18 protein-coding genes are annotated in these 24,706 nt (G+C 35.7%); 8 read left to right on the plus strand and 10 right to left on the minus strand.

Annotated elements, in window-relative coordinates; genetic code table 11:
- Nucleotides 1-22: 22 nt before the first annotated feature.
- The 3 genes from OGZ34_RS15615 to OGZ34_RS15625 all read right to left on the minus strand — a co-directional run bounded on the left by OGZ34_RS15615 (nt 23) and on the right by OGZ34_RS15625 (nt 4,240).
- On the minus strand, nt 23-643 hold the full coding sequence (locus OGZ34_RS15615; RefSeq protein ID WP_263360812.1) for an L-threonylcarbamoyladenylate synthase: 621 nt from the start codon (nt 641-643) through the stop codon (nt 23-25).
- 222 nt (nt 644-865) lie between these two features.
- Nucleotides 866-3,202, minus strand: coding sequence for an ATP-dependent helicase (locus OGZ34_RS15620; RefSeq protein WP_263360813.1), 2,337 nt, complete (start codon nt 3,200-3,202; stop codon nt 866-868).
- A 270-nt stretch (nt 3,203-3,472) separates the two neighbouring features.
- On the minus strand, nt 3,473-4,240 hold the full coding sequence (locus OGZ34_RS15625; protein ID WP_263360814.1) for a sulfite exporter TauE/SafE family protein: 768 nt from the start codon (nt 4,238-4,240) through the stop codon (nt 3,473-3,475).
- A 124-nt stretch (nt 4,241-4,364) separates the two neighbouring features.
- On the opposite strand from OGZ34_RS15625, the gene OGZ34_RS15630 reads away from it, so the two are divergent.
- Nucleotides 4,365-4,886, plus strand: coding sequence for a DUF7935 family protein (locus OGZ34_RS15630; RefSeq protein ID WP_173966069.1), 522 nt, complete (start codon nt 4,365-4,367; stop codon nt 4,884-4,886).
- 176 nt (nt 4,887-5,062) lie between these two features.
- Here OGZ34_RS15630 and OGZ34_RS15635 read toward each other — a convergent pair whose 3' ends face one another.
- Both OGZ34_RS15635 and OGZ34_RS15640 read right to left on the minus strand, forming a co-directional pair.
- Nucleotides 5,063-5,962 (minus strand): patatin-like phospholipase family protein, encoded by a 900-nt coding sequence (locus tag OGZ34_RS15635; RefSeq protein WP_263360815.1) that lies wholly within the window; start codon nt 5,960-5,962, stop codon nt 5,063-5,065.
- Nucleotides 5,963-6,067: 105 nt separating this feature from the next.
- The gene (locus OGZ34_RS15640) at nt 6,068-8,140 is read right to left on the minus strand and encodes a M1 family metallopeptidase (protein ID WP_263360816.1); all 2,073 of its coding nucleotides are present in this window, start codon (nt 8,138-8,140) and stop codon (nt 6,068-6,070) included.
- Here OGZ34_RS15640 and OGZ34_RS15645 point away from each other — a divergent pair.
- Both OGZ34_RS15645 and OGZ34_RS15650 read left to right on the plus strand, forming a co-directional pair.
- The gene (locus OGZ34_RS15645) at nt 8,139-8,972 is read left to right on the plus strand and encodes a Dph6-related ATP pyrophosphatase (protein ID WP_263360817.1); all 834 of its coding nucleotides are present in this window, start codon (nt 8,139-8,141) and stop codon (nt 8,970-8,972) included. The genes OGZ34_RS15640 and OGZ34_RS15645 overlap by 2 nt on opposite strands.
- 9 nt (nt 8,973-8,981) lie before the next feature.
- Nucleotides 8,982-9,485, plus strand: coding sequence for a hypothetical protein (locus OGZ34_RS15650; RefSeq protein ID WP_263360818.1), 504 nt, complete (start codon nt 8,982-8,984; stop codon nt 9,483-9,485).
- A 72-nt stretch (nt 9,486-9,557) separates the two neighbouring features.
- On the opposite strand, the gene OGZ34_RS15655 is transcribed toward OGZ34_RS15650, so the two are convergent.
- Nucleotides 9,558-10,097, minus strand: a complete 540-nt coding sequence (locus OGZ34_RS15655; RefSeq protein WP_263360819.1) for a DUF1697 domain-containing protein — start codon at nt 10,095-10,097, stop codon at nt 9,558-9,560.
- Between the two features lie 73 nt (nt 10,098-10,170).
- Entirely contained in the window at nt 10,171-11,937 is a 1,767-nt protein-coding gene (locus tag OGZ34_RS15660) for a hypothetical protein (RefSeq protein ID WP_263360820.1), read from the minus strand.
- A gap of 257 nt (nt 11,938-12,194) precedes the next feature.
- Here OGZ34_RS15660 and recG point away from each other — a divergent pair, with 257 nt between their 5' ends.
- Nucleotides 12,195-14,303, plus strand: coding sequence for an ATP-dependent DNA helicase RecG (gene recG, locus OGZ34_RS15665; protein ID WP_263360821.1), 2,109 nt, complete (start codon nt 12,195-12,197; stop codon nt 14,301-14,303).
- A 286-nt stretch (nt 14,304-14,589) separates the two neighbouring features.
- Here recG and OGZ34_RS15670 read toward each other — a convergent pair whose 3' ends face one another.
- The 3 genes from OGZ34_RS15670 to OGZ34_RS15680 form a co-directional block, all read right to left on the minus strand.
- The gene (locus tag OGZ34_RS15670; RefSeq protein ID WP_173966077.1) at nt 14,590-15,192 is read right to left on the minus strand and encodes a PAS domain-containing protein; all 603 of its coding nucleotides are present in this window, start codon (nt 15,190-15,192) and stop codon (nt 14,590-14,592) included.
- 117 nt (nt 15,193-15,309) lie between these two features.
- Entirely contained in the window at nt 15,310-16,164 is an 855-nt protein-coding gene (locus tag OGZ34_RS15675) for a hypothetical protein (RefSeq protein WP_173966078.1), read from the minus strand.
- 31 nt (nt 16,165-16,195) lie between these two features.
- Nucleotides 16,196-16,792, minus strand: coding sequence for a TlpA family protein disulfide reductase (locus OGZ34_RS15680; protein ID WP_263360822.1), 597 nt, complete (start codon nt 16,790-16,792; stop codon nt 16,196-16,198).
- Between the two features lie 525 nt (nt 16,793-17,317).
- Between OGZ34_RS15680 and OGZ34_RS15685 the strand changes: the two genes are divergently transcribed.
- From OGZ34_RS15685 to OGZ34_RS15700, 4 genes are all read left to right on the plus strand, one after another.
- On the plus strand, nt 17,318-18,379 hold the full coding sequence (locus tag OGZ34_RS15685; protein WP_173966080.1) for an efflux RND transporter periplasmic adaptor subunit: 1,062 nt from the start codon (nt 17,318-17,320) through the stop codon (nt 18,377-18,379).
- A gap of 170 nt (nt 18,380-18,549) precedes the next feature.
- Nucleotides 18,550-21,645 (plus strand): efflux RND transporter permease subunit, encoded by a 3,096-nt coding sequence (locus OGZ34_RS15690; protein WP_173966081.1) that lies wholly within the window; start codon nt 18,550-18,552, stop codon nt 21,643-21,645.
- Between the two features lie 76 nt (nt 21,646-21,721).
- On the plus strand, nt 21,722-23,032 hold the full coding sequence (locus OGZ34_RS15695) for a TolC family protein (RefSeq protein ID WP_173966082.1): 1,311 nt from the start codon (nt 21,722-21,724) through the stop codon (nt 23,030-23,032).
- Nucleotides 23,033-23,059: 27 nt separating this feature from the next.
- Nucleotides 23,060-23,923 (plus strand): bestrophin family protein, encoded by an 864-nt coding sequence (locus tag OGZ34_RS15700; protein WP_263360823.1) that lies wholly within the window; start codon nt 23,060-23,062, stop codon nt 23,921-23,923.
- The last annotated feature ends 783 nt before the right edge of the window (nt 23,924-24,706 follow it).

Genomic DNA, 24,706 nt, shown 5'->3' on the forward strand with positions numbered 1-24,706 from the left:
TACAAAAAAAATATTATTCTTTTTACAAAATATCAACATCTCCTTTTCCTTCTCTCACGACTATCGGTTCATGCTCTGACAGGTCTATAATTGTTGAACCTACATTGTCACCATATCCGCCATCAATAACCAGGTCTACCAGATTTTGCCATTTTTCAAAAATCAATTCCGGATCAGTCGTATATTCAATTACATCATCTTCATCACGAATAGAAGTTGATACAACAGGATTTCCTAATTTACGAACAATTTCAAGAATAATATTATTATCGGGTACACGAATACCAACAGTTGTTTTCTTTTTAAACTCTTTAGGCAGGTTATTATTTCCCGGTAGAATAAAAGTGTATGGTCCCGGTAATGCTCTTTTTAGAATTTTAAAAGTTGACGTATCGATCTGGCGTACATAATCGGATAGATTGCTTAAGTCATGACAGATGAATGAAAAATTTGCTTTCTCCAGCTTAACACCTTTTATTTTTGCAATTTTCTCCAAAGCACGTGAATTAGTAATATCACAACCTAAACCATAAACAGTATCGGTTGGGTAAATTACCAAACCTCCGTTTTGAAGTACTTTTACCACTTTGGCTATTGCAGCTTCACTGGGTTTGTCAGGGTATATTTTTATGAACTCAGCCATTTTTTTAGAATAATGAAGTTAGATTATAGAACAAAGACTGATCTTTAGTTCTTTTTAAGTTTTTAAAATAAACAACAACATTTCAATTAAAATAAATTTAAAAAATCTTTATTCTCTTGAAAAGTCACGAAAAATTGCGAGGATTGAAAATGAAATGCAGTAATGAAAAATTAAATTTCTTTAAAAATCTATTTTCTATCATCTTTTCTCTATGCTTTTTTCTTAGCCTACAACATCTAATTTAGCAAATCTTAACAACAATTTCTTGATTCCGCCTACCTCGAATTTTATTTCAGCTTTTTTATCGGCGCCAACACCTTCCAAATTCACTACCTCGCCTTTTCCAAAACGTTCATGCATCACTACATTTCCAATTGTCAATTTGTTATCAAACAAATTTGGAGCACCACTATTTGGGTTGGTTCCTACAACGGGCTTTAATTTTCGAATATTCAAGTCCGATTTCGGATCATTGCCTGTAACATGCTTAGGTGGGGTACTTCCAATTGGTTTTGCCAAGCGCAGTTTTGATTTATCTATATCTCCAAAAATATCACCGTCAATTGGTGACTTGTAGCGATAGTTGGTTTCTGCCGGTGTTAAATACTCCAGATATTGACCGTCAATTTCTTCAATAAAGCGGGATGGTTCACTATCTGTCAGTTTACCCCAACGGTAACGTGACTGTGCATAAGTCAAATACGCCTGATGTTCTGCACGTGTTAAAGCTACGTAAAATAAACGACGTTCTTCCTCTAATTCACTACGGGTACTCATACTCATGGCACTTGGAAACAGATCCTCTTCCATTCCCACGACAAAAACATGTGGGAATTCAAGTCCTTTTGCCAGGTGAATGGTCATCAATGCTACACGATCTTCGTCAGAAGTATCTTTGTCTAAGTCTGTAGCCAGTGCAACGTCTTCCATAAATTCAGATAGAGCTCCTCTTGCACCGTCAATCTCTTTTTGTCCTTCGGTAAAATCTTTTAGACCGTTCAAAAGCTCTTCAATGTTCTGAATCTTAGCCATTCCTTCCGGTGTGGCATCTTTCTTCAATTCCTGAACAAGTCCCGTTTTTTTAGCTACATAATCTGTAATATAAAAAGCGTCCTGATTCTGGTCGATCACCTGGAAGCTCTGAATCATAGTAACAAAGTCTTTTACTTTATTCTTTGTACCGGCATTTAATTTCAAATCGATTTTGTCAATGTTAACCATCACTTCCCAAATCGAACGTTTGTAATGATTGGCTGCAATTGTAAGTTTTTCAACGGTTGTATCTCCAATTCCACGCGCAGGATAATTGATTACACGAACCAAAGCCTCTTCGTCTTTTGGATTGATTACCAGACGCAGGTAACACAATACATCTTTAATTTCTTTACGTTGATAGAAAGACAATCCTCCGTAAATTCTATATGGGATATCGCGTTTTCTTAAAGCATCCTCCATCGCACGTGACTGCGCATTGGTACGGTACAAAATTGCAAATGAACCGTTATGCAACTGGTTTTGCATTTTCTGTTCAAAAATGGTACTGGCAACAAAACGCCCTTCTTCGGCATCAGTTAAACTTCTGTGGACTTTTATTTTTGCCCCAAAATCATTTGCTGTCCAAACTACTTTATCCAGTTTGGTCTTATTGTGTTCCATTACGGTATTTGCGGCTTCCACTATGTTTCGGGTAGAACGATAATTTTGCTCCAAACGGAACATTATTACACCTTCATAATCCTTCTGGAAATTCAAAATATTATTAATATTCGCTCCACGGAAGGCATAAATACTCTGCGCATCGTCTCCAACCACGCAAATATTCTGAAATTTATCCGATAACGCTCTTACAATCAAATATTGAGAATGGTTTGTATCCTGGTACTCATCCACCAGAATATAGCGGAAACGATTTTGATATTTCGCTAAAACTTCCGGAAAACGAGTTAGTAATTCATTGGTTTTAAGCAGTAAATCATCAAAATCCATAGCTCCTGCTTTAAAACAGCGCTCTACATACTGCTGGTAAATTTCTCCTAAACGCGGTCTTTTTGCCATCGCATCGGCTTCCACTAATTCAGGATTATTAAAATAGGCTTTTACTGTAATCAAACTGTTTTTGTAGTTTGAAATACGGCCTAAAATCTGCTTTGGTTTATAGATATCGCGATCCAGCTGCATTTCTTTTATAATAGAAGAAATCAATCTGGCGGAATCCTGAGAATCATAAATCGTAAAATTTGAAGGATAACCTAAATGATCCGATTCCGCACGAAGAATACGCGCAAAAATCGAGTGAAAAGTTCCCATCCAAAGATTCTTAGCTTCGCTGGCTCCTACGATATCTGAAATCCTGTGTTTCATTTCGCGAGCCGCTTTGTTGGTAAAAGTTAGTGATAAAATATTGAAGGCATCAATCCCCTGAGCCATCAAATAAGCAATTCTAATGGTTAAAACACGAGTTTTTCCTGAACCTGCACCAGCAATAATAATCATTGGCCCGTCTTTCTTTAAAACCGGCTGTCTTTGTGCTTCATTGAGCTGGTCAATGTACTTTTGCATGAAATTTTTCTCCATAATGATGCAAAAATAATAATTATACCTTTAATAAGCTACTAAGATACTAAGGTTCTAAGCTGCTAAGTTTTTTATTCTTTTTGAGGTCGGAAAATGAAGATATAATTAGTTGAGATTTAAAGATCTTAACTTTATAAGTAGATAAATTAGTTTGTATTGTATATGGAATTTAATGACTAATGAAACGATTCTATAAAGATAAAGTTGTGAATAAATTAATAAAAAAACTTAGCGCCTTAGTCCCTTAGAACCTGACTACTTATAAAACACATCGTACGAAAATCTAATTAAAGTACCGACTACAACAATTAAGAAGAACACACGAATAAAACCATTGCCTTTATTTATTGCAAGTTTTGCCCCAAGCCATCCCCCTAGCCCGTTGCTTGCTGCCATTGGAATAGCGATTGTCCAAATGATTTTTCCTTTAATTACAAACAAACAGATTGAGCCAAAGTTGGTTGCCAGATTCACCATTTTTGCATTTGCGGAAGCATGTAAAAAATCAAATCCCATCAAAGCAATAAAAGCTACGACAAAAAAACTTCCGGTACCCGGACCAATAAAGCCATCATAAAAACCAACGATTATACTAATGACAACTGCATACAGGATTTGTGTTCCAAAAGAATGATCTTTAGCCTCATGCTGTCCAAAGTTTTTCTTGGCATAGGTATAAATCAGCAACAGTGACAAAACCACCAACAAAAGTGGCTTCATAAAATCATTGCTTACATAAGTTAGTAAGGTCGACCCCAGAAATGCCGATGGGACGGCCAAACACATCATAATTAAAAGAAGCTTCCACTGAATCACCACTTTTTTGAGATACTGAAAGGCCGCAAATGCAGTTCCTGTAAAAGCAGGCAATTTTAAGGTACCTATCACGGTAGAAACGGGTAAATTGGGTAACAGAATCAGTCCCATTGGCGTTTGAATTAATCCTCCGCCACCTACTATCGCGTCTATAAATCCTGCTGCAAAAGCTGCTAAACAAAGTAAAATTATGATGTAGTTTTCCATTATGATTGTATTTGAACTGTTTTTAAGTACGCTGCACAAAAGTAAACTTCCAGATTATCTATTACAATAATTTTAAAGTGGATTTCTCCTCAAAAAGTATATTTTTGCTTAAAATTTAAACCCAATGGATTTTACAAAAATTATAGAATTAGCCAGTTACACTCTACCTGCTGTTGTTACCGGATTTGTTGCTTACAGTTTTTTTGAATTGCACATTAAAAACTTTGATAAAAAACGCAATTTTTTATTAAATAAAGAAGCTCATAAAGAATCATTACCAATACGATTACAGGCTTATGAGCGCATGACTCTGTATTTAGAGCGTATCAATCTAACCAAATTACTAATCCGAATTGCGCCTATTTCAAACGAAAAACACGATTACGAAAACTTCTTAATCGATCAGATAGAACAGGAATTTGAGCATAATTTAACGCAACAAATTTATATGTCGGATGAATGCTGGACGATTATTACAACAGCCAAAAATTCAACCATACAAATTATTCGAAAAGCTGCTATGAGTGACCGTGTTGACAGTGCAGACAAGTTACGTGAAGTAATTTTAAATGACTTACTGGAAAAACAATCACCAAGTAATGCTGCTTTGGCATACATAAAAAATGAAGTAGCGGATCTTTTTTAGACTGGCTTAGACTGACTTAGACTTCTTAGATTGTTAGGTAGTTGGATCATTCGATTCTTAGATCTTTAGATTTAAGAATCGAATGATTTTTTTTTACAATCCTACAGTCGAGTAATCTCACAATCCAAAAAAGTCTAAGCCAGTCGAAAAATCTAAGAAATCTAAGTTAGTCTAAACTATCTATTATCACTCATGACTTCAGACTTATTTTGAGCATATTCATAACCTTGTTCCCACCATTCTTTCATGACTTCCTGATTAAAAATAAGAGCGTTATCTGTTAGTTTTGTTGGGGTATAGTAAAGGTTAAGCTTTACGTTTTTATTGTTTGCAAGCAGTTTTCCAATAGCGATATCGTGCTTTTCAACCTGATCTAAGGCAATTCGAAATAAATCAATCATAAGAGAAAATGGATTTTTACCAATAACCGTCTTGTCCATATTGACCTCAGTTTCCAGAATGATAACGTCAATTTCAGTTGCTCCGCGGTTAATGGCTTCACGAATGGGAACTAAGCTTGCAAAACCGCCATCGCCATATTCGTAGTTATTTTTCTCTACCAAACTCATAAAAGGCACATAGTTACTGGAAATCCAGGACCATTCACAAAACTCCTCGTATGTACAATCTTTTACAGATTTGTATTCGGCTTCGTTCTTGGTAAAATTAGTTACTGTTATAACAACATCGCTATCCAGTTTTTTGAGTTTATTAAAGTCGGAGATCGAAAAATTATTCTTAATATATCGCTTTAATCCTTTACTTTCACCAAAGGTTCTCTTGCCTCTAAAGAACTGACGCAACACATTAAAATGATTGATGGTGACAATATCTACTCCATCTTTATTTTTAACCACAAAAGGACATATATTAAAGATACTGGCCATGGTAACATTGGTATAAACAGAGTGAATTTTTTTAATATGCCCTAATGCTAAATGGGGTATCAGTAAACTACCGGTCGAAGTTCCTATAAACAAATCATATTCATGATTCTTTTCTTCGATCAGATATTGTGCTACACCACCGGCAAATGCGCCTTTACTTCCTCCGCCAGAAATAACCAATGCTCTCATATTTTAAATTGTGCGTTTTATGTTATGAGTTAGAAGTGTTTGTAATTACTATTTGCACTTCTCTCATTACTCTGTTTTCTTATCTTTTCTACTAATAATCTAATGCTATTTCTTTACTTCCTCGGCCAATAAACGCTTCAGTTGAAACTGTTCATCGGGGTTTAAATTAATCAAAATTCTTTCAAACGAAGCACGCATGTCCGGATTTTTTAATAAAAGCCGAATTGTATCTCTTCCAAACTTTGAAAATTGCCACATATGATGTGTGGTTGCCGAAACTAAATTACTTAAAACGGAATCGTTGATAATCTTAAAAGCAACAAGTTTTTCAAGAGCATTTTGTCTCGTTGTTGCTTCGTATTTTGTAGAAGAAAAAGCAATCAGTTCAGTAATTAGAGTTTCGGAGTTTTCTGCGTAATTTGGTGTTGACAGTGCTAACGAAAGCCACAATGTTCTTAGGTTATAGTCATTAAAACCAATCCAGTTCATTGTTTTATTTAAATATCTCGTACGGTGCTCCGGAAAATTCCTCCACAGCCAATACAAAGCAATTTCCTGTGTCTGGTAAGATTTATCATCGAGTAACGTTTCGTATTCCGTTCTGAAATCTTCCGGAATTTTACTTAAACTACCGGCAACTGCTTGTCGAACCTGAATATCATTAGTTTGCATCGCAAGTAATAAGAGTGCTTTTTTAGCTTCGTACTTTTCGTTTTCTAACTGATTTACAATAGCTTCTTTTACAGTGTAATAAATATCCGATTTTAAAGTTTTACTTAAAAATTCTTCTTTCTCCGTTAAAGCTGTCTTTTTTAATTTATCTACCTCCAAACGAACTTGAATCGATTTATTTTTACTCAATAAAGTATTGGCAGTTGGTGTATCAAAAACGGTCGATTCCAACCAGGTTTTCTGAAATTTATCAAGATCAAAATCAGCTACTTTTTTAATCTCGTCAAAGAAATTTTGTGTGGTTACGGTTTGATAGGCATATTTCTTTAAATAACTTTTTATCGCTTTTTTAAATGCTTTATCACCTATGGACTCATGCAATACAAACAGCGCCCAAGCCCCTTTCTCGTAAAAAGTCAACGAACTTGCTTTTGCGTTCAAAACCGGAATTGAATCCGTTCTGGAAGCAAACTTAATCTGTTGTGCTGTATCGTATAATTTGGAATAGAAAAAATCGTCACCGTAAATTTCTCTTTCAGCCAAAGCCGCAAAATAAGTAGCAAACCCCTCCTGAAGCCAATGGTGCGTACTACTTTCAGCTGTAATTAAATCACCAAACCAGTGATGTGCCAATTCATGAGCGTCTACATTTGTATAACTTCTATCTTCAAAACCTATTGAATCTACTACATACCGTGTAGCAAAAAGCGTTGAAGTTGTATTCTCCATTCCGGCATATAAAAAATCACGAACCGGAATTTCTCTATAAACTTCCCAAGGATATTTAACGCCTATTTCTTTCTCCATAAAATCAAAAATACGCTTCGAATAACGATAGGTCGGTTCAAAACGATTCGCGTCTTTGTTTTCTAAATAATATTCTAACGGAATCTTAGATTTTGCGCGGAACTCTTTCTTGTCATACTTCCCTATCGCAAGCATTAAGAGATAGGAACTCATTGGCTTTTCCATCTTGTACTGCCAATAGGTCTGCGTATCTGTTAATGTTTTATTATTTAGAATACCATTTGAAACTACCTGATAAGCGGTATCATAGGTTATTCCTAAGCTGAATACGATTTTCTCGTTCACATCATCAAAACTTGGAAACCAGTTACTAGTGTATCTTCCTTGTCCCTGTGTCCAGATTTGTACTTCAGAATGATCCATATTTACAAAATACAAAGCCTGTTTCGGTTTGGCGGTGTATTGAAAAGTTAGATGATTTTCTCCTTTCTGAAAATCACCAATAATTTGCAATTCTTTTCCCGTGTTTATAAAATCAGCTTCTTTGTTGTCAATCTGAACATGAAAGAATTCCATGTTTTTGGCGTCAATCTTAATCGTATCAATGGGTTTTAGTACCTCAAACTGATAATCAACTGTTCCGGAAATTGATTTTTCTACCGCATTTAAAGATAATTTCCCTGAAACGGTTTTAAAATCAACAAATTGTGTTTGTTGTGCGAAAGTAAAAGTGGTAAATAACAGAAGAATGTATTTCATGGAAACAAAATTGAAGGCGAAATTCCAAAGTTACAAAGGTTTGATCAACAAATCGAATGAAATTTGTAAGTTTACGACACAAAATTACAGCAACGTGTCAACATCTAAAAAAGCCTTATTTAACTGGAGCAGCGGAAAAGATTCTGCTCTTGCTTTGTATAAAATTCTAAAAAATCCTGACTTCACAATTGAATGCTTACTAACAAGTGTTAATCAAAAGTACCAGCGTATTTCTATGCACGGTGTTCGTGTTGAACTCCTCGAAGCGCAGGCCAAAAGTCTTGGTTTACCTTTGAAGGTTATGCAGATTCCTGAGATGCCTACCATGGAAGCTTATGAAAGTGCTATGACTGAAACTCTGACGGAACTACAAAATCGGGAAATCACACATTCTGTTTTCGGGGATATTTTTCTGGAAGATTTGCGAAAGTATCGCGAAAGTCAATTGGAAAAGATTGGGTTTGAAGGTGTTTTTCCTCTTTGGAAGATCCCTACACGTGATTTAATACAGGAGTTCATTTCTCTGGGTTTTAAAACGATTGTTGTTTGTGTTAACGAACGCTATTTAGACAAAAGTTTTGTGGGTCGAATTATCGACGCCGATTTCATTAAGGATTTACCTGAAAATGTTGACGTCTGTGGTGAAAACGGCGAGTTTCATACTTTTACTTTCGATGGCCCAATCTTCTCAGAGCCTGTACATTTTGAAATTGGTGAAATTGTTTACCGCAAGTATGAAAAACCTAAAACTCAAGAGTCCTCAGACACGGCTTGTGACACCAGTTCCAGCGATGCTTTTGATTATGGATTTTGGTATTGCGATTTGATTTAAAACGAGATTATGTTCACGAAAGAAAATTCAGAAGTAAAGAAAATTTTATCTTTTCTTGATGAAATTGGGATAGATGTAATTGAAAAAGAACTGAATGACACTTTTCTGCCTGGTTTGGATTTGGGTCCCAATTGTATCTTTATTGATTACAGCAAATTATTATACCCAGGTGATATTTTACACGAAGCCGGACATATGGCGGTTACCTCTCCTGCTGACAGACAAATTGTGGGTACCGATAAAATAGCTTCGAACTGGCCCACTGAAGCCGAAGAAATGGCTGCTATTTTATGGTCATTTGCCGCATGTACTCATTTAGAATTACCGCTAGAACTGGTATTCCATCCTAACGGTTATAAGAATGATTCCGAGTGGCTGATTTCTAGTTTTAAGGCTAAAAATTACATCGGATTGCCTTTTCTCGAATGGATCGGACTTACTTTAAGCAATGATCGTGCTCTTGATGAGGGGAAGCCTTCATTTCCAACAATGCTAAAATGGCTACGAAGCTAATTAGATAATGAGGCAATTAGATAATTAGAAAAATATTTCATTAACAAATTATCTCATTATCACATTGACTAATTAAGAATACATGTTCAGCAAATTAGTAACGGTGTTCCAGTTTCTAATTGTAGCAGTTACATTTAGTTTTTTCTCTATATATTTTTGATCGAATCTCGTTTTCCCTGCTCCAACGGCATATTTAATAAAAATTTTGTTTCCGTCGATACTTGCTTCGTCCGGCTTGAACTGGCTAATTTTAAGATCATTTATGTTTTCGTCTTTTAAGGCAACTGAAACAAAAGCTACATAGAGCTTTTTGGTATCAATATCTTTTTCTTTCAAAAACGGGTTGTTTTCAAAACACAATTCTAAATCTTTTTTAGTAATTACAACCACAGGAACTTCGTGCCCAAAAACCTTAAAGATTTCCTGTTTGATCATGAAACCTACTTTAGAAGCGCTTTCTTCTTCTGTATCAACAAATACATTACCGGACTGTAGATAGGTACGTACGTTTTGAAAGCCGATATTTTCTAACATCGCTTTCAAAGCCTCCATTTTCATCATGTTGTGACCAGAAACATTAATACCGCGTAAAAGTGCTAAATGTGTTATCATTTTTTTATTTTTTTTCAAAGATATAGATTTCGATTCTTTTCTGCTCTTTTGCCAAGATTTATAGCTATTTCAACTATTCATTCTCTTCGCCTACTTCGATACCAAACCGAATTAAAAAATCATTTAATTGTGTTTTATATTTCTCTTTAGCCTGGTTTACAATTTCATCCGTTTCTTCGTTTGATGTTATCACGTTAAGATTAAATTCTTTTTTGACCCATTCCTCAAACACTTCCTTATTTTCACTTTCTTCATAATATTCTTCATCCTTATAAAAATAAGCCGAATCAAAATCAACTGAAATTTCGGTATCAAAAGTTAACAGATGTATTAATTCACGAGTGTTTTCTGCTACCACATGAATTCCGCCTTCGTCACCAAAGACAACTATGGGACACTTATTTAAATCATTGGCTATAAGCCAATACGCGTACGAACTTCCCGATCCGTTTGCCCCTGCAAATTCAATAAAGCTGCTATAAAATTCTTCTTCTTCCGACCATGTTTTTATACCGGTTTTGTCTTCTGTTATGGTCAAACCAAAACATTCTGAATAGCTTTCTACGCCATATTCCTGCTCGAATTTATATAATTTCACTAAATCTGCAGGTAAAATATAATTACCAAACTGAGCTGAGTATTCTTCTAATGAAAAACTACTGTCGTATTCAGCATATTCGGTTTCGTCGCTTTCTTCTCCTTCAACAGGTTCTTCCTTAAGCACTTCAAAAGCTTTTAGGACCGCACGTTTTATACCATAAAATTCAATTCCAATCGCAGTTTCGTCGTTCATCCATTGGTATTTTGGATCTCTATCTTCATCAAGATATTCCAAAAGGAGTGTAATTTCCTCTGTATCATGGCACCACAAACCACGCATTCTGATATTAAAACCGTTTTCAATTTCTTCTGAAATCTGACTGTATTTCATTCCTTCGTAATCAAAAGAAATAAACAAATACGTGGTACCATCAATGTGGCGATAAAGTCTTTCGTTGTTTTTAAATTCTTCTTTTTCAGATAAAACTTCAATTAAATTTACAAATTGATTGCGGAAATCACTGTACTGATACTTTTCGGTTTTGCCATAATCAATAATGGATAGCCCTTTTTTAAAGACTTCCTCATAATAATTATTTCCTAAAATCGCTGTGCCATATTGAGTCTGCTCTATAAAAGAATCGTTTACAATATCGCTTAGTTTATGTGTTGATGGCAGATAATTTTCTACTGTTATAATTGATCCGTCATCTGTAGTTAGATTACTGCAAATTAATATATCAGGTCTACTTATATTAATAATTGCCTGAACATTGGTAAAACGCTCAAAATGCATCCACATATCATCACTGTAGATCAGCCAGGCTGTAACATCGCCTTTAACAAAGAGCTCTCCGTGGTTGTATTCTCCTATAAGCGAATCACATTTTAAGCCACCACCCAAATAATGAACACTTCCAAACAAAGTAATGTTTACAGTAGTGGTTTCTCCCAAAACGATTAAGGCCGGTGAGTTGTCAGTATCATAAGAGCTTATACATTTACCAACGGTTAGATTTCCTTTGAAAATAAATCCAAGTATAAAAACATCCGGATGTTCTTCTGTACTATAATCCATCTCAAACGAATCCATTTCTACATCTTCTTCTGCTAGCAGAAATATCGGATTTTCTTCGTAGTCTGGAAAACGCCAGCTGTCTTCAAAAACGTTGTATATTTTCTGATTGTTAAAATCAGTAAGATCTCCAATAATAGTATGTGCTTCGTGTCGATTGATCACTTTGAATGCAACACCTGCAAAGGTCATGGTTTCAAAAGGAACTTTTTCTTCGTTAGTCATAGTAAGGGCTAATTGTCTTAAACATCTTAACAAATCTAATTATTATCTTTGTTTTTCAAAATAGCAAACCGACAATTTCGACTTTCAAATTTCCCAATTAAAATCTATCTTCGCAGTTAGGAAAGAAAATAGAACGAAAAAATAGAGTCAAGAACAAAGAAGATAGAGTAAATTCTACACCTTATAATCTTTGTTCTACAATCTTGAATCTTGGCTCTATTTTCTTGACTCTACAATCTAAAACCTAAAATCATTACATGTCTAACAATCTCCTTGAAACCCCAATCGAATACCTAAAAGGCGTTGGCCCCAGTCGTGGGCAGCTGCTTCGTAAGGAATTGGGAATTCATAAATATGGAGATTTAGTTAATTTTTACCCCAACAGGTATATTGACCGGACGCGTTACTATAAAATTAATGAACTTCAAAATACCGGTTCTGAGGTGCAGATTATCGGAAAGATAATCAACATTAAAACAGTTGAATTTGCGAAGAACAAAAAACGTCTGGTTGCTACTTTTGTAGATGATACGGGACAAATTGACTTAAATTGGTTTCAGGGCCACAAATGGGTTCGTGAGAGTTTGAAACTGAATGAAGTTTGTGTGATTTTCGGAAAATGTTCGTTGTATGGAAGCCAGTTCAGTATGGCACATCCTGAAATCGAATTGTGGAGCGAGCATGAAAGAAGTCTTCGCTCGGCCATGCAGCCGGTTTATCCTTCAACAGAAACACTGGCTAATAAAGGAATCTCAAACCGAACCATTAATAAACTAATGGAGCAATTGTTCTTGGAGACTCAGGCTTTGTTTACAGAAACTTTTCCGGCCTATTTAATCGAAGAATTAAGGCTTATTTCAAAGAGAGCTGCTCTGTTTAATATTCATTTTCCAAAAAGTACCGATGCTTTAGCTAAAGCCCAATACCGATTAAAATTTGAAGAACTGTTTTTTATACAGCTACAGTTAATTACCAAAAATCTCATTCGGAAGCATAAAATCAAAGGACATCCTTTTCTAAAAGTGGGTGAATTTTTCAATGAATTTTACCAGCATCATCTGCCCTTTCAACTAACGAACGCTCAGAAAAGAGTAGTTAAAGAGATTCGTTCGGACATGGGAAGTAATGCTCAAATGAATAGATTATTGCAAGGAGATGTAGGTTCCGGAAAAACGATCGTAGCTTTTATGAGCATGCTTTTGGCTATAGACAATGGCTTTCAGGCCTGTCTGATGGCTCCGACAGAAATCCTTGCTAATCAGCATTTTATAGGATTGTCAGAATTAGCTAAAACGCTAAATATCAACATAAAACTCCTAACTGGCTCAAGTAAAACTTCAGCCAGAAAGATTATTCATGAAGAGCTCGAAAACGGAAGTTTGCAGATCTTAATTGGCACACATGCACTTTTGGAGGACAAGGTAAAGTTTCAAAATTTAGGTCTCGCAGTAATTGACGAGCAGCATCGTTTTGGTGTAGAACAACGTTCGAAATTGTGGAAGAAAAACGAAATTCCTCCACACGTTTTGGTTATGACCGCTACTCCTATTCCAAGAACTTTAGCGATGAGTTTGTACGGTGATTTAGACATTTCTGTAATTGATGAATTACCTCCGGGACGAAAACCTATTCAAACCGTACATAGATTTGATAGTAATCGTTTAAAAGTCTGGAAATTCCTGCGCGACGAAATTGCCTTGGGAAGACAAATTTACATCGTATATCCCTTGATTCAGGAATCAGAGAAAATGGATTTCAAAGATTTGATGGATGGTTATGAGAGTATTTCCCGCGATTTTCCATTGCCCCAGTATTCAATTTCTATCCTACATGGAAAAATGAAACCAGCCGACAAAGATGCCGAAATGAAACGCTTTTCTGAAGGTAAAACCAATATCATGGTGGCTACAACTGTAATTGAGGTAGGAGTTAACGTGCCTAATGCAAGTGTAATGATTATCGAAAGTGCCGAACGTTTCGGATTGTCTCAGCTACATCAGCTCCGAGGGCGTGTGGGACGTGGAGCAGAGCAAAGTTATTGCATACTGATGACGAGTTTTAAATTGAGCTCTGACAGTAAAACGCGAATGGAAACAATGGTTCAGACTAATGACGGGTTCGAAATCGCCGAAGTAGATCTTAAACTTCGTGGCCCGGGAGATTTAATGGGGACACAGCAAAGCGGTGTTTTAAATCTTCAAATTGCTGATATAGTCCGTGACAGAGATATTTTAAGCCTGGCCCGTAACTATGCTATGAAGATCCTAAAAGAAGACGGTCCGCTTCAAAAACCAGAACACGCCATACTTAAGGCCGTTTTTATAGAACTGACCAAAAAGAAGAATATTTGGAATTATATTAGTTAGAGGTGCTAAGATACTGAGATGCTAAGGTTCTGAGGTTTATAACTTAGAATTGCGTAACGGTAATCTAAGTGAAATTGAGGACTTATAAAACCTAAATTGAATGCGGGCATAGTACTGTCACCCTGAGCGAAGTCGAAGGTTTATGGAAATTTTAAAAAATACTTCACTGTAATAAAGAGTAAAAATTCAACGACTGATGTTTTTGGAGATTTAAATTCGTTGGGGGACAAATTTTTGGAAGTCGAATGTTCGTCTTTTACAATGAAGTATATATTTCTGCTGTAGTTTATTTTTTAGGAGCTGCTTTCTTTTCGAAAAGACCACTAAAAAGACCTTTGCTGATTTTGTTTTTATCGTCTTTTCCTGTAGCAATCAGATGATCAACATACTCCATGTATGTTTTTTTGCGTTCTTCTAAAAAACCTACCAAATAGTCTTCGGAGGCACCTATTCCGCTAACTTCTTCGATATGTAGTAACTTTTTATACAAGGGATCAATAAACTTTGTAATTATTTCTTCCGGTACCGATTTTCTAGTCCCGAAATAACCAATAATCTCGCCGTCACCATCAGCAATAATTTTAAAATCAGTTACAACCCAATAGTATCGTCCTGTTTTAGACATATTCTTAATAATAACATGGATATTCTGACTAGATTTGATACTATCCCATAAGAATTTAAAAATTACTTTTGGCATCTCCGGATGTCTCACGATATTATGAGCGTGACCAATTAATTCATGCTCATCATATCCTGAAACGTCAATAAAAGCTTCATTTGCATATAGAATGGTTCCTTTTGTATCCGTTTTACTTAATAACACTTTAGTTCTGTTCCAATCAACCTCTCTGTCGGATGGAGTCGGGCGGGTAATTCTGTTGTCCATAAATCCTGTATTTAAAATTAATAAGCAATTATTTTTTTGCCTTTGGCCTGTACATCTTTGTAGTGCATCAAGAAAGCAAATAACTAACTAATATACAACACACTACTCTTCTTTATCTTAACTTCTGGTGTCAGTTGATTTCACATGAATATCGTTTACCAGATCGTCAATTTTCTTAGCACTTTCACGCATCATTTCGAGATAACTCAACAACTTATCATTATCAGTATGTCCTTTTGAAACATCAATAAGTTTGAGAACCGAGCTTACCGGTAGCTTTAAATCCAGCGTAGTTCTGTGAATAAAATCGTTATAATCTTTAGTAGCTGTAAGAGAACTGTATTTTGCCGAGGCTAGCTTCATGTTCTCCAATTCGTATTCGTCCGATATTTTAGAGATGTGATTTTGACTGTGTTCTTTAAAATAATACGCCCAATAGCCATTCATAAAAAATACAACTGCCGCCAAGACAACATGGATCAGAAAGGTTTCCGAATCAAAATTAACCTGCGAAAAATATAATTGCAGTCCTTTTGGATCGTTAAAAACAGTATTTTGCAGATATGCCAAAGCCCCGTGATGCAATACCACTAAAAGCGTTAAAGGAATTTGCAATTTCCAGTTTTGATAGATAATTAAAATTGTACTGGCGATAAAAACGGTAAAATGCATTTCAAACAAACCGTGCATCTGATAAATGTACTGTGCCATAAACACAGCCAGAACAATGGCCAGAACATACTGATAAAAGTTAGATTTTTTGAAGAAAAATTTAGCCGAATAATATAGTAATAAATTTAAAACACCCACCCCGACTCCAATCTCAAACGTGTCATACTTAAAGGCCAAAGCAATTCCGAGGAGAAAATAAATTGCTAATACGTAATTAATAATAGTGTCTGATCTTTGCGTCATCGTAGACATAAAATTGTGCAAATAATCTTGCTCATTCAAACTGGCTCTTGTTTTCATAAATTAAAATGATTTTGGTTAAGAATTTGGTTTATTTATTGCATTTTGGTAGCGAACATCCATAGGCCCTTAAAGCCAATGCATCAAACGAGGGTGAATGATTTTGTTTTAATAATGAATCAATTGCCATTTGAGCATAATTACTGTCGGCATTCGTGCAATATCTGGTTTTATTGTAATTTCCGCGATAATACAAATTCTGTGAGCCATCAAGTAAAACTGCCTGCGGCGTTGAGAACACGCCACAGTTTTTTGCTATGCTCTGATCAAAATAAACTGGAATCTTGGCGTTAAACTTCTCCTGAATTTCGGCTATGGTAAAGGTTTTCTCTTTATTAAGCACTACGATTTTGAAATTTATCCTGTCGCCATATTTCTGAATGAGTTCGCTGACATGAGGGATATTAAAACGCGAACAGGGACAATCAGGATTGAAAAAATGGATAAAAATTGGTTTTCGGTCTGCTAAGCAGCATTTCAAATCAATTTTACTCCCCATGGCTATCACTTTATAATTCACAGGAACAGGTGTAGGTAAACTGTACTTAAATTCATTCTGCCAGAACAGAACCGAAATAGCGGCAACTAACAATGCCATCCATAAACCAACTAGTAATTTTTTGAGCATAAACAGGTGAATTTGGGGTGAAAACTTAAAAAATGTCTAAACAATTGTTAACTAACTGCTTTGCTATTTAACTATTTTAACTTTAAATAAAATAAAAAATCTACATAATTTAACGCTTAACCCTCAAAAACATTAGCCGTTAGATGAAAAACATGTCATTTTGTTTAAGCTTATCAATGTTACAAATAAAATCGATAAACTGCAAATAAAATCGGACAAAATACACAAAATTATAGCTTTGTGCGTTTTTTTCTATTTTTAAAACCCGTAGTTCTACTTGTTTTGTGCGTAAAACCATAAAAATGAGTTTTACAGTCCCTGACTTTACCCTTTCTTATTTATTTTCATTTTTTTTTAACTTCTCCATTAAACCTTTGTAAAGTAAAACAGTCTAATCAAGGCCTTCTTTTAAAATTTGTACCTACAAATGTTAAATAAAAGCTAAGCTCATCAGATTTCACAACAAAAAGTTAAATTTGTGAGCTTACTAAAAACATACACCAAAAATACATTTACCTCAAGTTTATGAAAGTAAAAAACCTTGTTTACGCCCTTTTAATCATTGTATTAGGAGGTTTTATTGCCTACAGAGTCGTATCAAACAAAAAGAAGAACGACGAATCAAAAAAATTTGGAGACAAAGACACTCCTACTACAGTAACCGGAATTATCGTTAAGACCACCACTTTCGATAACAATTTATCACTTTCAGGCTCTATTGAAGCCAATGAACAAATTGAAATTCGGAGTGAGGTTTCAGGAATTGTGGAAGGGATTTATTTCACTGAAGGCACTTTTGTAAACAAAGGTCAGGTACTTTTTAAAGTAAATGATATTGAACTAAAAGCTCAGTTAAGACAAGCGGTAACCAGAGAAGGTCTTGCAGCTGAAAATGAAAGAAGAGCCAAGTTATTGCTTCAAAAAGAGGCAATCAGTCAGGAAGAATTTGATGTTGCTAAGGCTGATCATGCGTCTGCACAGGCACAAAGTCAGTTAATCAGAGCTCAGATTGCAAAAACTTCGGTTAAGGCTCCTTTCTCAGGAAAGATTGGTTTGCGCTCTATTTCTCCTGGAACTTATATCACCCCTACTATTTTGGTGGCTAAACTGGTAAACACCGGTAAATTAAAAATTACATTTTCTATTCCTGAAAAGTATGCTTCTCAAGTAAAAACAGGATCATCGATTGATTTTACCGTTTCAGGTTCTGACAAAGTCTATTCAGCAAAAACATACGCTATCGAACCGGAAGTGGAAGTGGCTACACGTACACTGCAAGTACGTGCTATTGCCGATAATGTTGACGGAAAACTTTTTCCGGGAACTTTTGCCGATGTTAAATTACCTCTAAACATTATAAAAGATGCTATTGTAGTGCCTTCAGAAGCAATTATTCCCGTGCAAAGTGGAAAAAAAGTATACATCTCTAATAATGGAAAAGCTAAAGAAGTTATGGTAGATGCCGCTACAAGAACAGACTCTTCTATTTTAATTCTGTCAGGATTAAAAGCTGGGGATACTCTGATTACCAGTGGCGTAATGTCGCTTAAAAATGAAGCTCCAATAAAAGTGAATGTGAAAAAATAGAAAATGAGAAATGAGAAATGTGAGTTGTAAAATGTATGACGTCTAACGGGATACTTAATACGCTTCAATCTATTTTCTATAGTCTATACTCTATTTTCTTTATTCTATACTCTTTTTTCTGCTATTCAAAAAAAATCTAAAATCTAAACTCTAAAATCATAAATAACACTATGAGTTTATCAACAACAAGTATAAAAAGACCTGTTTTAACCATCGTACTGAATCTTTTAATTATTCTATTCGGTTTTATTGGTTATACGTTTTTGGGTGTCAGGGAATTTCCTTCGATCGACCCTGCACAGGTTTCTATCCGAACCAATTATACCGGAGCCAATTCTGATATTATAGAGTCACAAATTACAGAACCTCTCGAAAAGGCGGTAAATGCAATCGACGGAATCCGAAATATCACCTCTTCGAGTAATCAGGGAAGCAGTAATATCACCATCGAGTTCAATCTTGATAAAAATTTAGAAGAAGCTGCAAACGACGTCCGTGACAAAGTTTCACAGGCGATCAGAAGTTTACCGCAGGATATCGATGCGCCGCCGGTGGTCTCAAAAGCAGATGCCGACAGTGATGCTATTATTTCGATGACCGTACAAAGCGATACCCGAAATTCTTTAGAATTAAGTGATTATGCCGAAAATGTCATTTCACAACGTCTGGAGACCATTCCGGGAGTCAGCGGAGTTCAAATCTGGGGACAAAAACGCTACGCTATGCGTTTATGGATTGATCCTGTAAAGCTAACGGCATATAAATGTACCGTATCTGACGTTCGTAATGCATTAAATGCACAGAATGTCGAATTGCCTTCAGGAAAACTAACCGGGAACAATACCGAATTAACCGTAAAAACGGTCGGAAATCTTTCAAAACCCGAAGAATTCAACAACATCATCATTCGTACTAACGGTGATAAAATTGTTCGTTTAAGCGATATTGGAGGGGCTGAATTAGGTCCGGAAAACATTGAAACAAAACTAAGCCAATCTGGCCTTCCGATGATTGGTTTGGCTATTGTGCCGATGCCGGGAGCGAACTATCTGGACATTTCTACAGAATTCTACAAAAAATACGAAGCCTTAAAAAAGGATCTTCCAAAAGATATCAAGCTGAATATTGCACTTGACAACACTATTTTCGTAAAGAAATCAGTACTTGAAGTTGCCGAAACTTTAGGTATTTCGATTATTCTGGTAATTATCATTATTTATTTGTTCTTTAGAGACTGGGCCATCGCGTTCCGACCTTTAATTGATATTCCGGTTTCGTTAATCGCTACGTTTTTTATCATGTGGCTTTTTGGGTTCTCTATCAACGTACTAACCTTGTTGGCAATTGTACTCGCAACCGGTCTGGTGGTGGATGACGGAATTGTGGTTACCGAGAATATCTTCAAGAAGGTGGAAGAAGGAATGTCGCCAATTGAAGCGGCAATCAAAGGATCTAATGAGATATTCTATGCTGTAATTTCGATCTCTGTGACGCTTGCGGCAGTATTTCTTCCGGTAATATTCTTAGAAGGTTTCGTAGGCCGACTCTTTCGGGAATTTGGAGTGGTAATCGGGGCTGCTGTATTAATTTCGGCCTTTGTATCCCTGACACTAACACCAATGCTGAACGCCTATCTGATGAAAGGCGGAGAGCAGAAAAAATCAAAATTTTATGTCAGAACTGAACCTTTCTTCGAGAAACTAAACAGCGGTTACGCTGATTCTTTAAATCGTTTTATCGCCAAAAAATGGCTTAGTTTCCCAATTCTGATAGCGTGTTTTGGATTGATCTATCTATTCTTTACTATTCTTCCAAAAGAAACCGCTCCATATGACGACCGTAGCTCTGTTACCATGCGTATGACAACTCCTGAGGGTTCGACCTACGAATACACAGACCGTTTTATGCAGGAAATTTCAAGACTGGTAGACGATTCCATTCCGGAGAAAAAAGTGAGTTTGGTGATTACCGCGCCCGGTTTTGGAGCTTCGGCTACCAACTCAGGTTTTATTCGACTCTCATTAGTAGAACCGGATCAGCGAAAAAGATCTCAAAAAGATATCGCCGACCAATTGACCAAAATGACCAAACGATATCCTGATGCAAAAACATCCGTAATTCAGCAGCCTACAATTGCTGTAAACCGACGTGGTGGTTTGCCGATTCAATATATCATTCAGGCTCCGAATTTTGAAAAACTGAGAGAAAAAATTCCCGTTTTTATGGAAGAAGTAGGCAAAAGTGACGTGTTCTCCGTTACTGATGTTAATTTAAAATTCAACAAACCGGAAATTAACGTAAGTATTGACCGTGAAAAGGCAGAGAGTCTTGGTATTTCAATTATTGATATCGCTCAGACACTACAGCTTTCTTTAAGCGGACAGCGTTTTGGTTATTTTATTAAAAACGGAAAACAGTATCAGGTAATTGGTCAATTTGATCAAAAAGACCGTTCAAAACCTCTGGATTTGACTTCAATGTTTGTGAAAAATAAAAGCGGAGAATTGATTCAGATGGATAACGTGGTTAAAATTGAAGAACAAAGTAATCCTCCACAATTGTACCACAACAACCGTTACATGTCTGCGACTGTTTCTGCAGGTCTGGCACCGGGAAAAAGTATCAGCGACGGTATTCAGGAAATGGACAGAATCAAAGCAAAAGTGCTGAACGATACTTTTACCACCGATTTAAGTGGAGAATCGCGAGATTTTGTTGAAAGTAGCTCCAACACTTCTTTTGCTTTTGGACTGGCTTTATTATTGATCTTTTTAATTCTCGCTGCACAATTTGAAAGTTTTATCGATCCGCTTATCATAATCTTAACAGTACCTATGGCGGTTGCAGGAGCTCTATTCTCACTATGGCTTTTCAATCAGACCTGGAATATTTTTAGCCAGATCGGAACCGTAATGCTTATTGGACTGGTAACGAAAAACGGTATTCTGATCGTTGAATTTGCGAATCAGCTTCGTGAACAGGGAAAACCCAAATTAGAAGCTATTTTAGAAGCCTCAGAAGCACGTTTGCGTCCTATTTTGATGACGAGTTTGGCTATTGCATTAGGTGCCTTGCCAATTGCAATGTCGCTTGGAGCTGCTTCAACCAGTAGAATTGGTATGGGAGTTGTAATTGTTGGAGGAACTATTTTCTCATTGGCTCTGACATTATTTGTAATTCCTGCTATCTATTTAATGTGGTCCAAAGCCAGAAAACATTATCCTGAATTTGATCATATTGAAGAATATGAAAGAGATACTAAGTAATTGATAAAATTTTTGAAATAATATAGAAGCTGCGGCCTTCTTCTTAAAAGAATCACCCGCAGCAATCCTTCATCACATGAAAGCTAAAATAATAGTAACAGGTCTCATTTTATTTTTGTTTTGTACAACAAAAATCAGCGCGCAGGAAGTCTTAACTATCGAAGACGCCATGAAGATCGCATTAGAGAATAATTTCGAAATTAAAATTGCCAAAAACAACTCTAAAATAAGCGAAACCAATGTAACAGTTGGAAATGCGGGAATGTTGCCAACTGCTACCGCTTCGGTTACAGACAACAACAGCGTTACAAACTCGTCACAAACGCGTCAGGACGGAACTTCTACTTCCTTAAGAAATGCCAAAAACAATAGTTTGGCTTACGGAGTAAGTCTGGGCTGGACCGTTTTTGACGGAATGAAAATGTTCGCCCGACTAGACCAGCTTAAAGAATTGCAAAAACTAGGTGATTCTGAGTTAAAAAGAACCGTACTTGTAAAAATTGGTCAGGTAAACACTGCTTACTTTGATTTGGTACAGCAACAACAGCAATTATCGGCACTGGATACCACAATCGTAATTTCAAAACAAAGACTTACGCTGGCGCAAAATCGCTTTAGTATCGGAAAAGCCTCCAAACTGGAAGTTTTAAACGCTCAGGTAGATTTAAATTCTGATCAGGTTGCTTTATTGAGACAGAAAGAATCTTATGCTAACGCTAAAATTTTATTGAATCAATATTTAGCCCGTGATGCCAAAATAAACTTTACCGTAACAAATGTAGTTTCTGTAGACAATAAACTTGTTTTGGTTGATTTAATAGAATTGGCACAAAAGCAAAATCCTGCTTTAGAAGCACAAATTATCAACAAACGTATCGCTGAACTTCAATTAAAACAGGTCAAAGCCGATCGTTATCCGGTAGTAAACCTTACTTCAGGATACAACTTTAATGAAAGTCAGTCCAGTCTTGGATTTACAAGTCAAAACTCGTCCAAAGGTTTTAACTATGGTTTTAATGCCACTTTAAATGTATTTGACGGTTTTAATCAGCACCGAAATGAGAAAGTAGCCAAATTACAGATCGAAAATTCACAAATCGCTATAGAGCAGCAAAACATGATCTTAAATACACAATTAAGCACCGCTTTTCAAACGTATTTAACCAATCTGGAGTTAATTGGATTGGAAGAAGATAATGTAACCATTGCAAAGCAGAATTTAGATATTACTTTAGACAAATTCAGAATCGGAACCATTACCACTCTTGATTTCAGAACAGCTCAGTTGAATTATGTAAATGCCAAAGTACGTTATAGCAACGCACAATTTCAGGCAAAATTATCTGAAATTGCCTTGAAAGAATTAGCCGGAAATATTAATTTTTAAAGTAAATTTGTTTTAAAACAAGTTCAAATGATTTCATACAACACCAAAGATTGGTTCACTTTTATCTTTCATTTTCATAAATCGGATACCGTTAGAAAACTGCTTCCAATCATGATTGCTATCGGAATTTACTCTTCGATAGTAGGGTATCTTGAAGTCTCTTATTTTAAAATTGGTAAAAACGATTACATCCATAACATCCCGATCATGCACGGGATGTTGGGTTTTGTAATATCCTTATTATTAGTTTTCAGAACCAACACTGCTTACGATCGTTGGTGGGAAGGCCGAAAACTATGGGGAGGCCTTGTCAATAACAGCCGAAATCTCGCCATCAAACTTTCGGCAATGCTGAAGGAGGAAAACGATCGAAAATTCTTCCGAAAATTTATTCCGGCCTACGCTTCTGTTTTGCACAAACACCTGCATGATTCTGACACAGGAAAGCAGCTTTTTGAAGATGTTGATCTCGAAATTGATCATCATAAGCACAAACCAAATCAGGTTAAAAAACTGATGTTTCAGAAAATCAATGATCTTTACGAAGCAAAAAAAATTAGTGGAGACCAACTCATAATCATAAATGAGGAATTACAGTCTTTTACAGATATCTGCGGTGCCTGTGAAAGAATTAAAAACACACCTATTCCCTACTCTTACAGTGCTTTTATCAAAAAATTCATCTTCTTTTACACGATGACATTACCCTTTGGTTATTCTGTAAGTTTAGGATATTATGTGGCACCGGTTGTCGTTTTCATTTTTTATGTATTGGCAAGTTTGGAACTTATTGCAGAAGAAATCGAAGATCCGTTTGGAGATGACGAAAATGATCTGCCAACAAAAAAGATCTCGGAGAACATCAAAAAACACATTGAAGAAATTATATAATTCAACTGAATACCAAACACTTACAAAGGGTTACCGCAATCATTAGATAACTAGCATAAACATTCAACACATAGAGACATAGTTCTTAATGCTGAAAAAGTCGTTTCACTTAAAATAAAACGCATATAACTATGTGAAAGAAATACATTTCTGTTCTATTCCCTTATTTAAATAATACAAATCTATGTTTTTATGTGTTAAAAATTTTAGCGAGCAAACATCGGAATCTGTTTCTAACACATATAGGCATAGTTCTAAACGTTTAAAAAGTTGTATCGCTTAAAATAAAACGCATAACACTATGTGAAAGAAATACATTTATCTTCTATACCCCATTTAAATAATACAAATCTATGTTTCTATCTGTTAAAAATTTTAGCGAGCAAACATCGGAATCTGTTTCTAACGCATAGAAACAGATTTCTAAACGCTTAAAAAGTTGTTTCGCATAAAATAAAACGCATAACACTATGCGAAAGAAATATATTTCTCTTCTATACCCTCTTTTAAATAATACAAATCTATGTTTCTATGTGTTAAAAATTTTAGCGCTCCAACATCAGAACCTATATTCTAACACATAGAAACATAGTTTTTGCATACAAAAAGAATCTATTTCTCCCATATAACACTTTGCGGTTTATTTTAAGTAAAAAACCTTATTTGAAAGTAAAGAACTATACTTTTGTGTGTTAAAAAGAAGACTTAACATTCTAAACTATCCGTCTGAAAAAACAGTCTGAAAAAAGCAAATAAATTGTTTCTTACTACAATGTGCAATTC

Origin of the sequence: Flavobacterium collinsii, assembly GCF_946903285.1 — a bacterium.
GTDB lineage: Bacteria > Bacteroidota > Bacteroidia > Flavobacteriales > Flavobacteriaceae > Flavobacterium > Flavobacterium collinsii.

Bases quoted from the DNA above. Each gene is read 5' to 3' on its own strand.
- OGZ34_RS15615 (WP_263360812.1), bottom strand. From the start codon at position 643: ATGGCTGAGTTCATAAAAATATACCCTGACAAACCCAGTGAAGCTGCA.
- OGZ34_RS15620 (WP_263360813.1), bottom strand. From the start codon at position 3,202: ATGCAAAAGTACATTGACCAGCTCAATGAAGCACAAAGACAGCCGGTT.
- OGZ34_RS15625 (WP_263360814.1), bottom strand. From the start codon at position 4,240: ATGGAAAACTACATCATAATTTTACTTTGTTTAGCAGCTTTTGCAGCA.
- OGZ34_RS15630 (WP_173966069.1), top strand. From the start codon at position 4,365: ATGGATTTTACAAAAATTATAGAATTAGCCAGTTACACTCTACCTGCT.
- OGZ34_RS15635 (WP_263360815.1), bottom strand. From the start codon at position 5,962: ATGAGAGCATTGGTTATTTCTGGCGGAGGAAGTAAAGGCGCATTTGCC.
- OGZ34_RS15645 (WP_263360817.1), top strand. From the start codon at position 8,139: ATGGAAACAAAATTGAAGGCGAAATTCCAAAGTTACAAAGGTTTGATC.
- OGZ34_RS15640 (WP_263360816.1), bottom strand. From the start codon at position 8,140: ATGAAATACATTCTTCTGTTATTTACCACTTTTACTTTCGCACAACAA.
- OGZ34_RS15650 (WP_263360818.1), top strand. From the start codon at position 8,982: ATGTTCACGAAAGAAAATTCAGAAGTAAAGAAAATTTTATCTTTTCTT.
- OGZ34_RS15655 (WP_263360819.1), bottom strand. From the start codon at position 10,097: ATGATAACACATTTAGCACTTTTACGCGGTATTAATGTTTCTGGTCAC.
- OGZ34_RS15660 (WP_263360820.1), bottom strand. From the start codon at position 11,937: ATGACTAACGAAGAAAAAGTTCCTTTTGAAACCATGACCTTTGCAGGT.
- recG (WP_263360821.1), top strand. From the start codon at position 12,195: ATGTCTAACAATCTCCTTGAAACCCCAATCGAATACCTAAAAGGCGTT.
- OGZ34_RS15670 (WP_173966077.1), bottom strand. From the start codon at position 15,192: ATGGACAACAGAATTACCCGCCCGACTCCATCCGACAGAGAGGTTGAT.
- OGZ34_RS15675 (WP_173966078.1), bottom strand. From the start codon at position 16,164: ATGAAAACAAGAGCCAGTTTGAATGAGCAAGATTATTTGCACAATTTT.
- OGZ34_RS15680 (WP_263360822.1), bottom strand. From the start codon at position 16,792: ATGCTCAAAAAATTACTAGTTGGTTTATGGATGGCATTGTTAGTTGCC.
- OGZ34_RS15685 (WP_173966080.1), top strand. From the start codon at position 17,318: ATGAAAGTAAAAAACCTTGTTTACGCCCTTTTAATCATTGTATTAGGA.
- OGZ34_RS15690 (WP_173966081.1), top strand. From the start codon at position 18,550: ATGAGTTTATCAACAACAAGTATAAAAAGACCTGTTTTAACCATCGTA.
- OGZ34_RS15695 (WP_173966082.1), top strand. From the start codon at position 21,722: ATGAAAGCTAAAATAATAGTAACAGGTCTCATTTTATTTTTGTTTTGT.
- OGZ34_RS15700 (WP_263360823.1), top strand. From the start codon at position 23,060: ATGATTTCATACAACACCAAAGATTGGTTCACTTTTATCTTTCATTTT.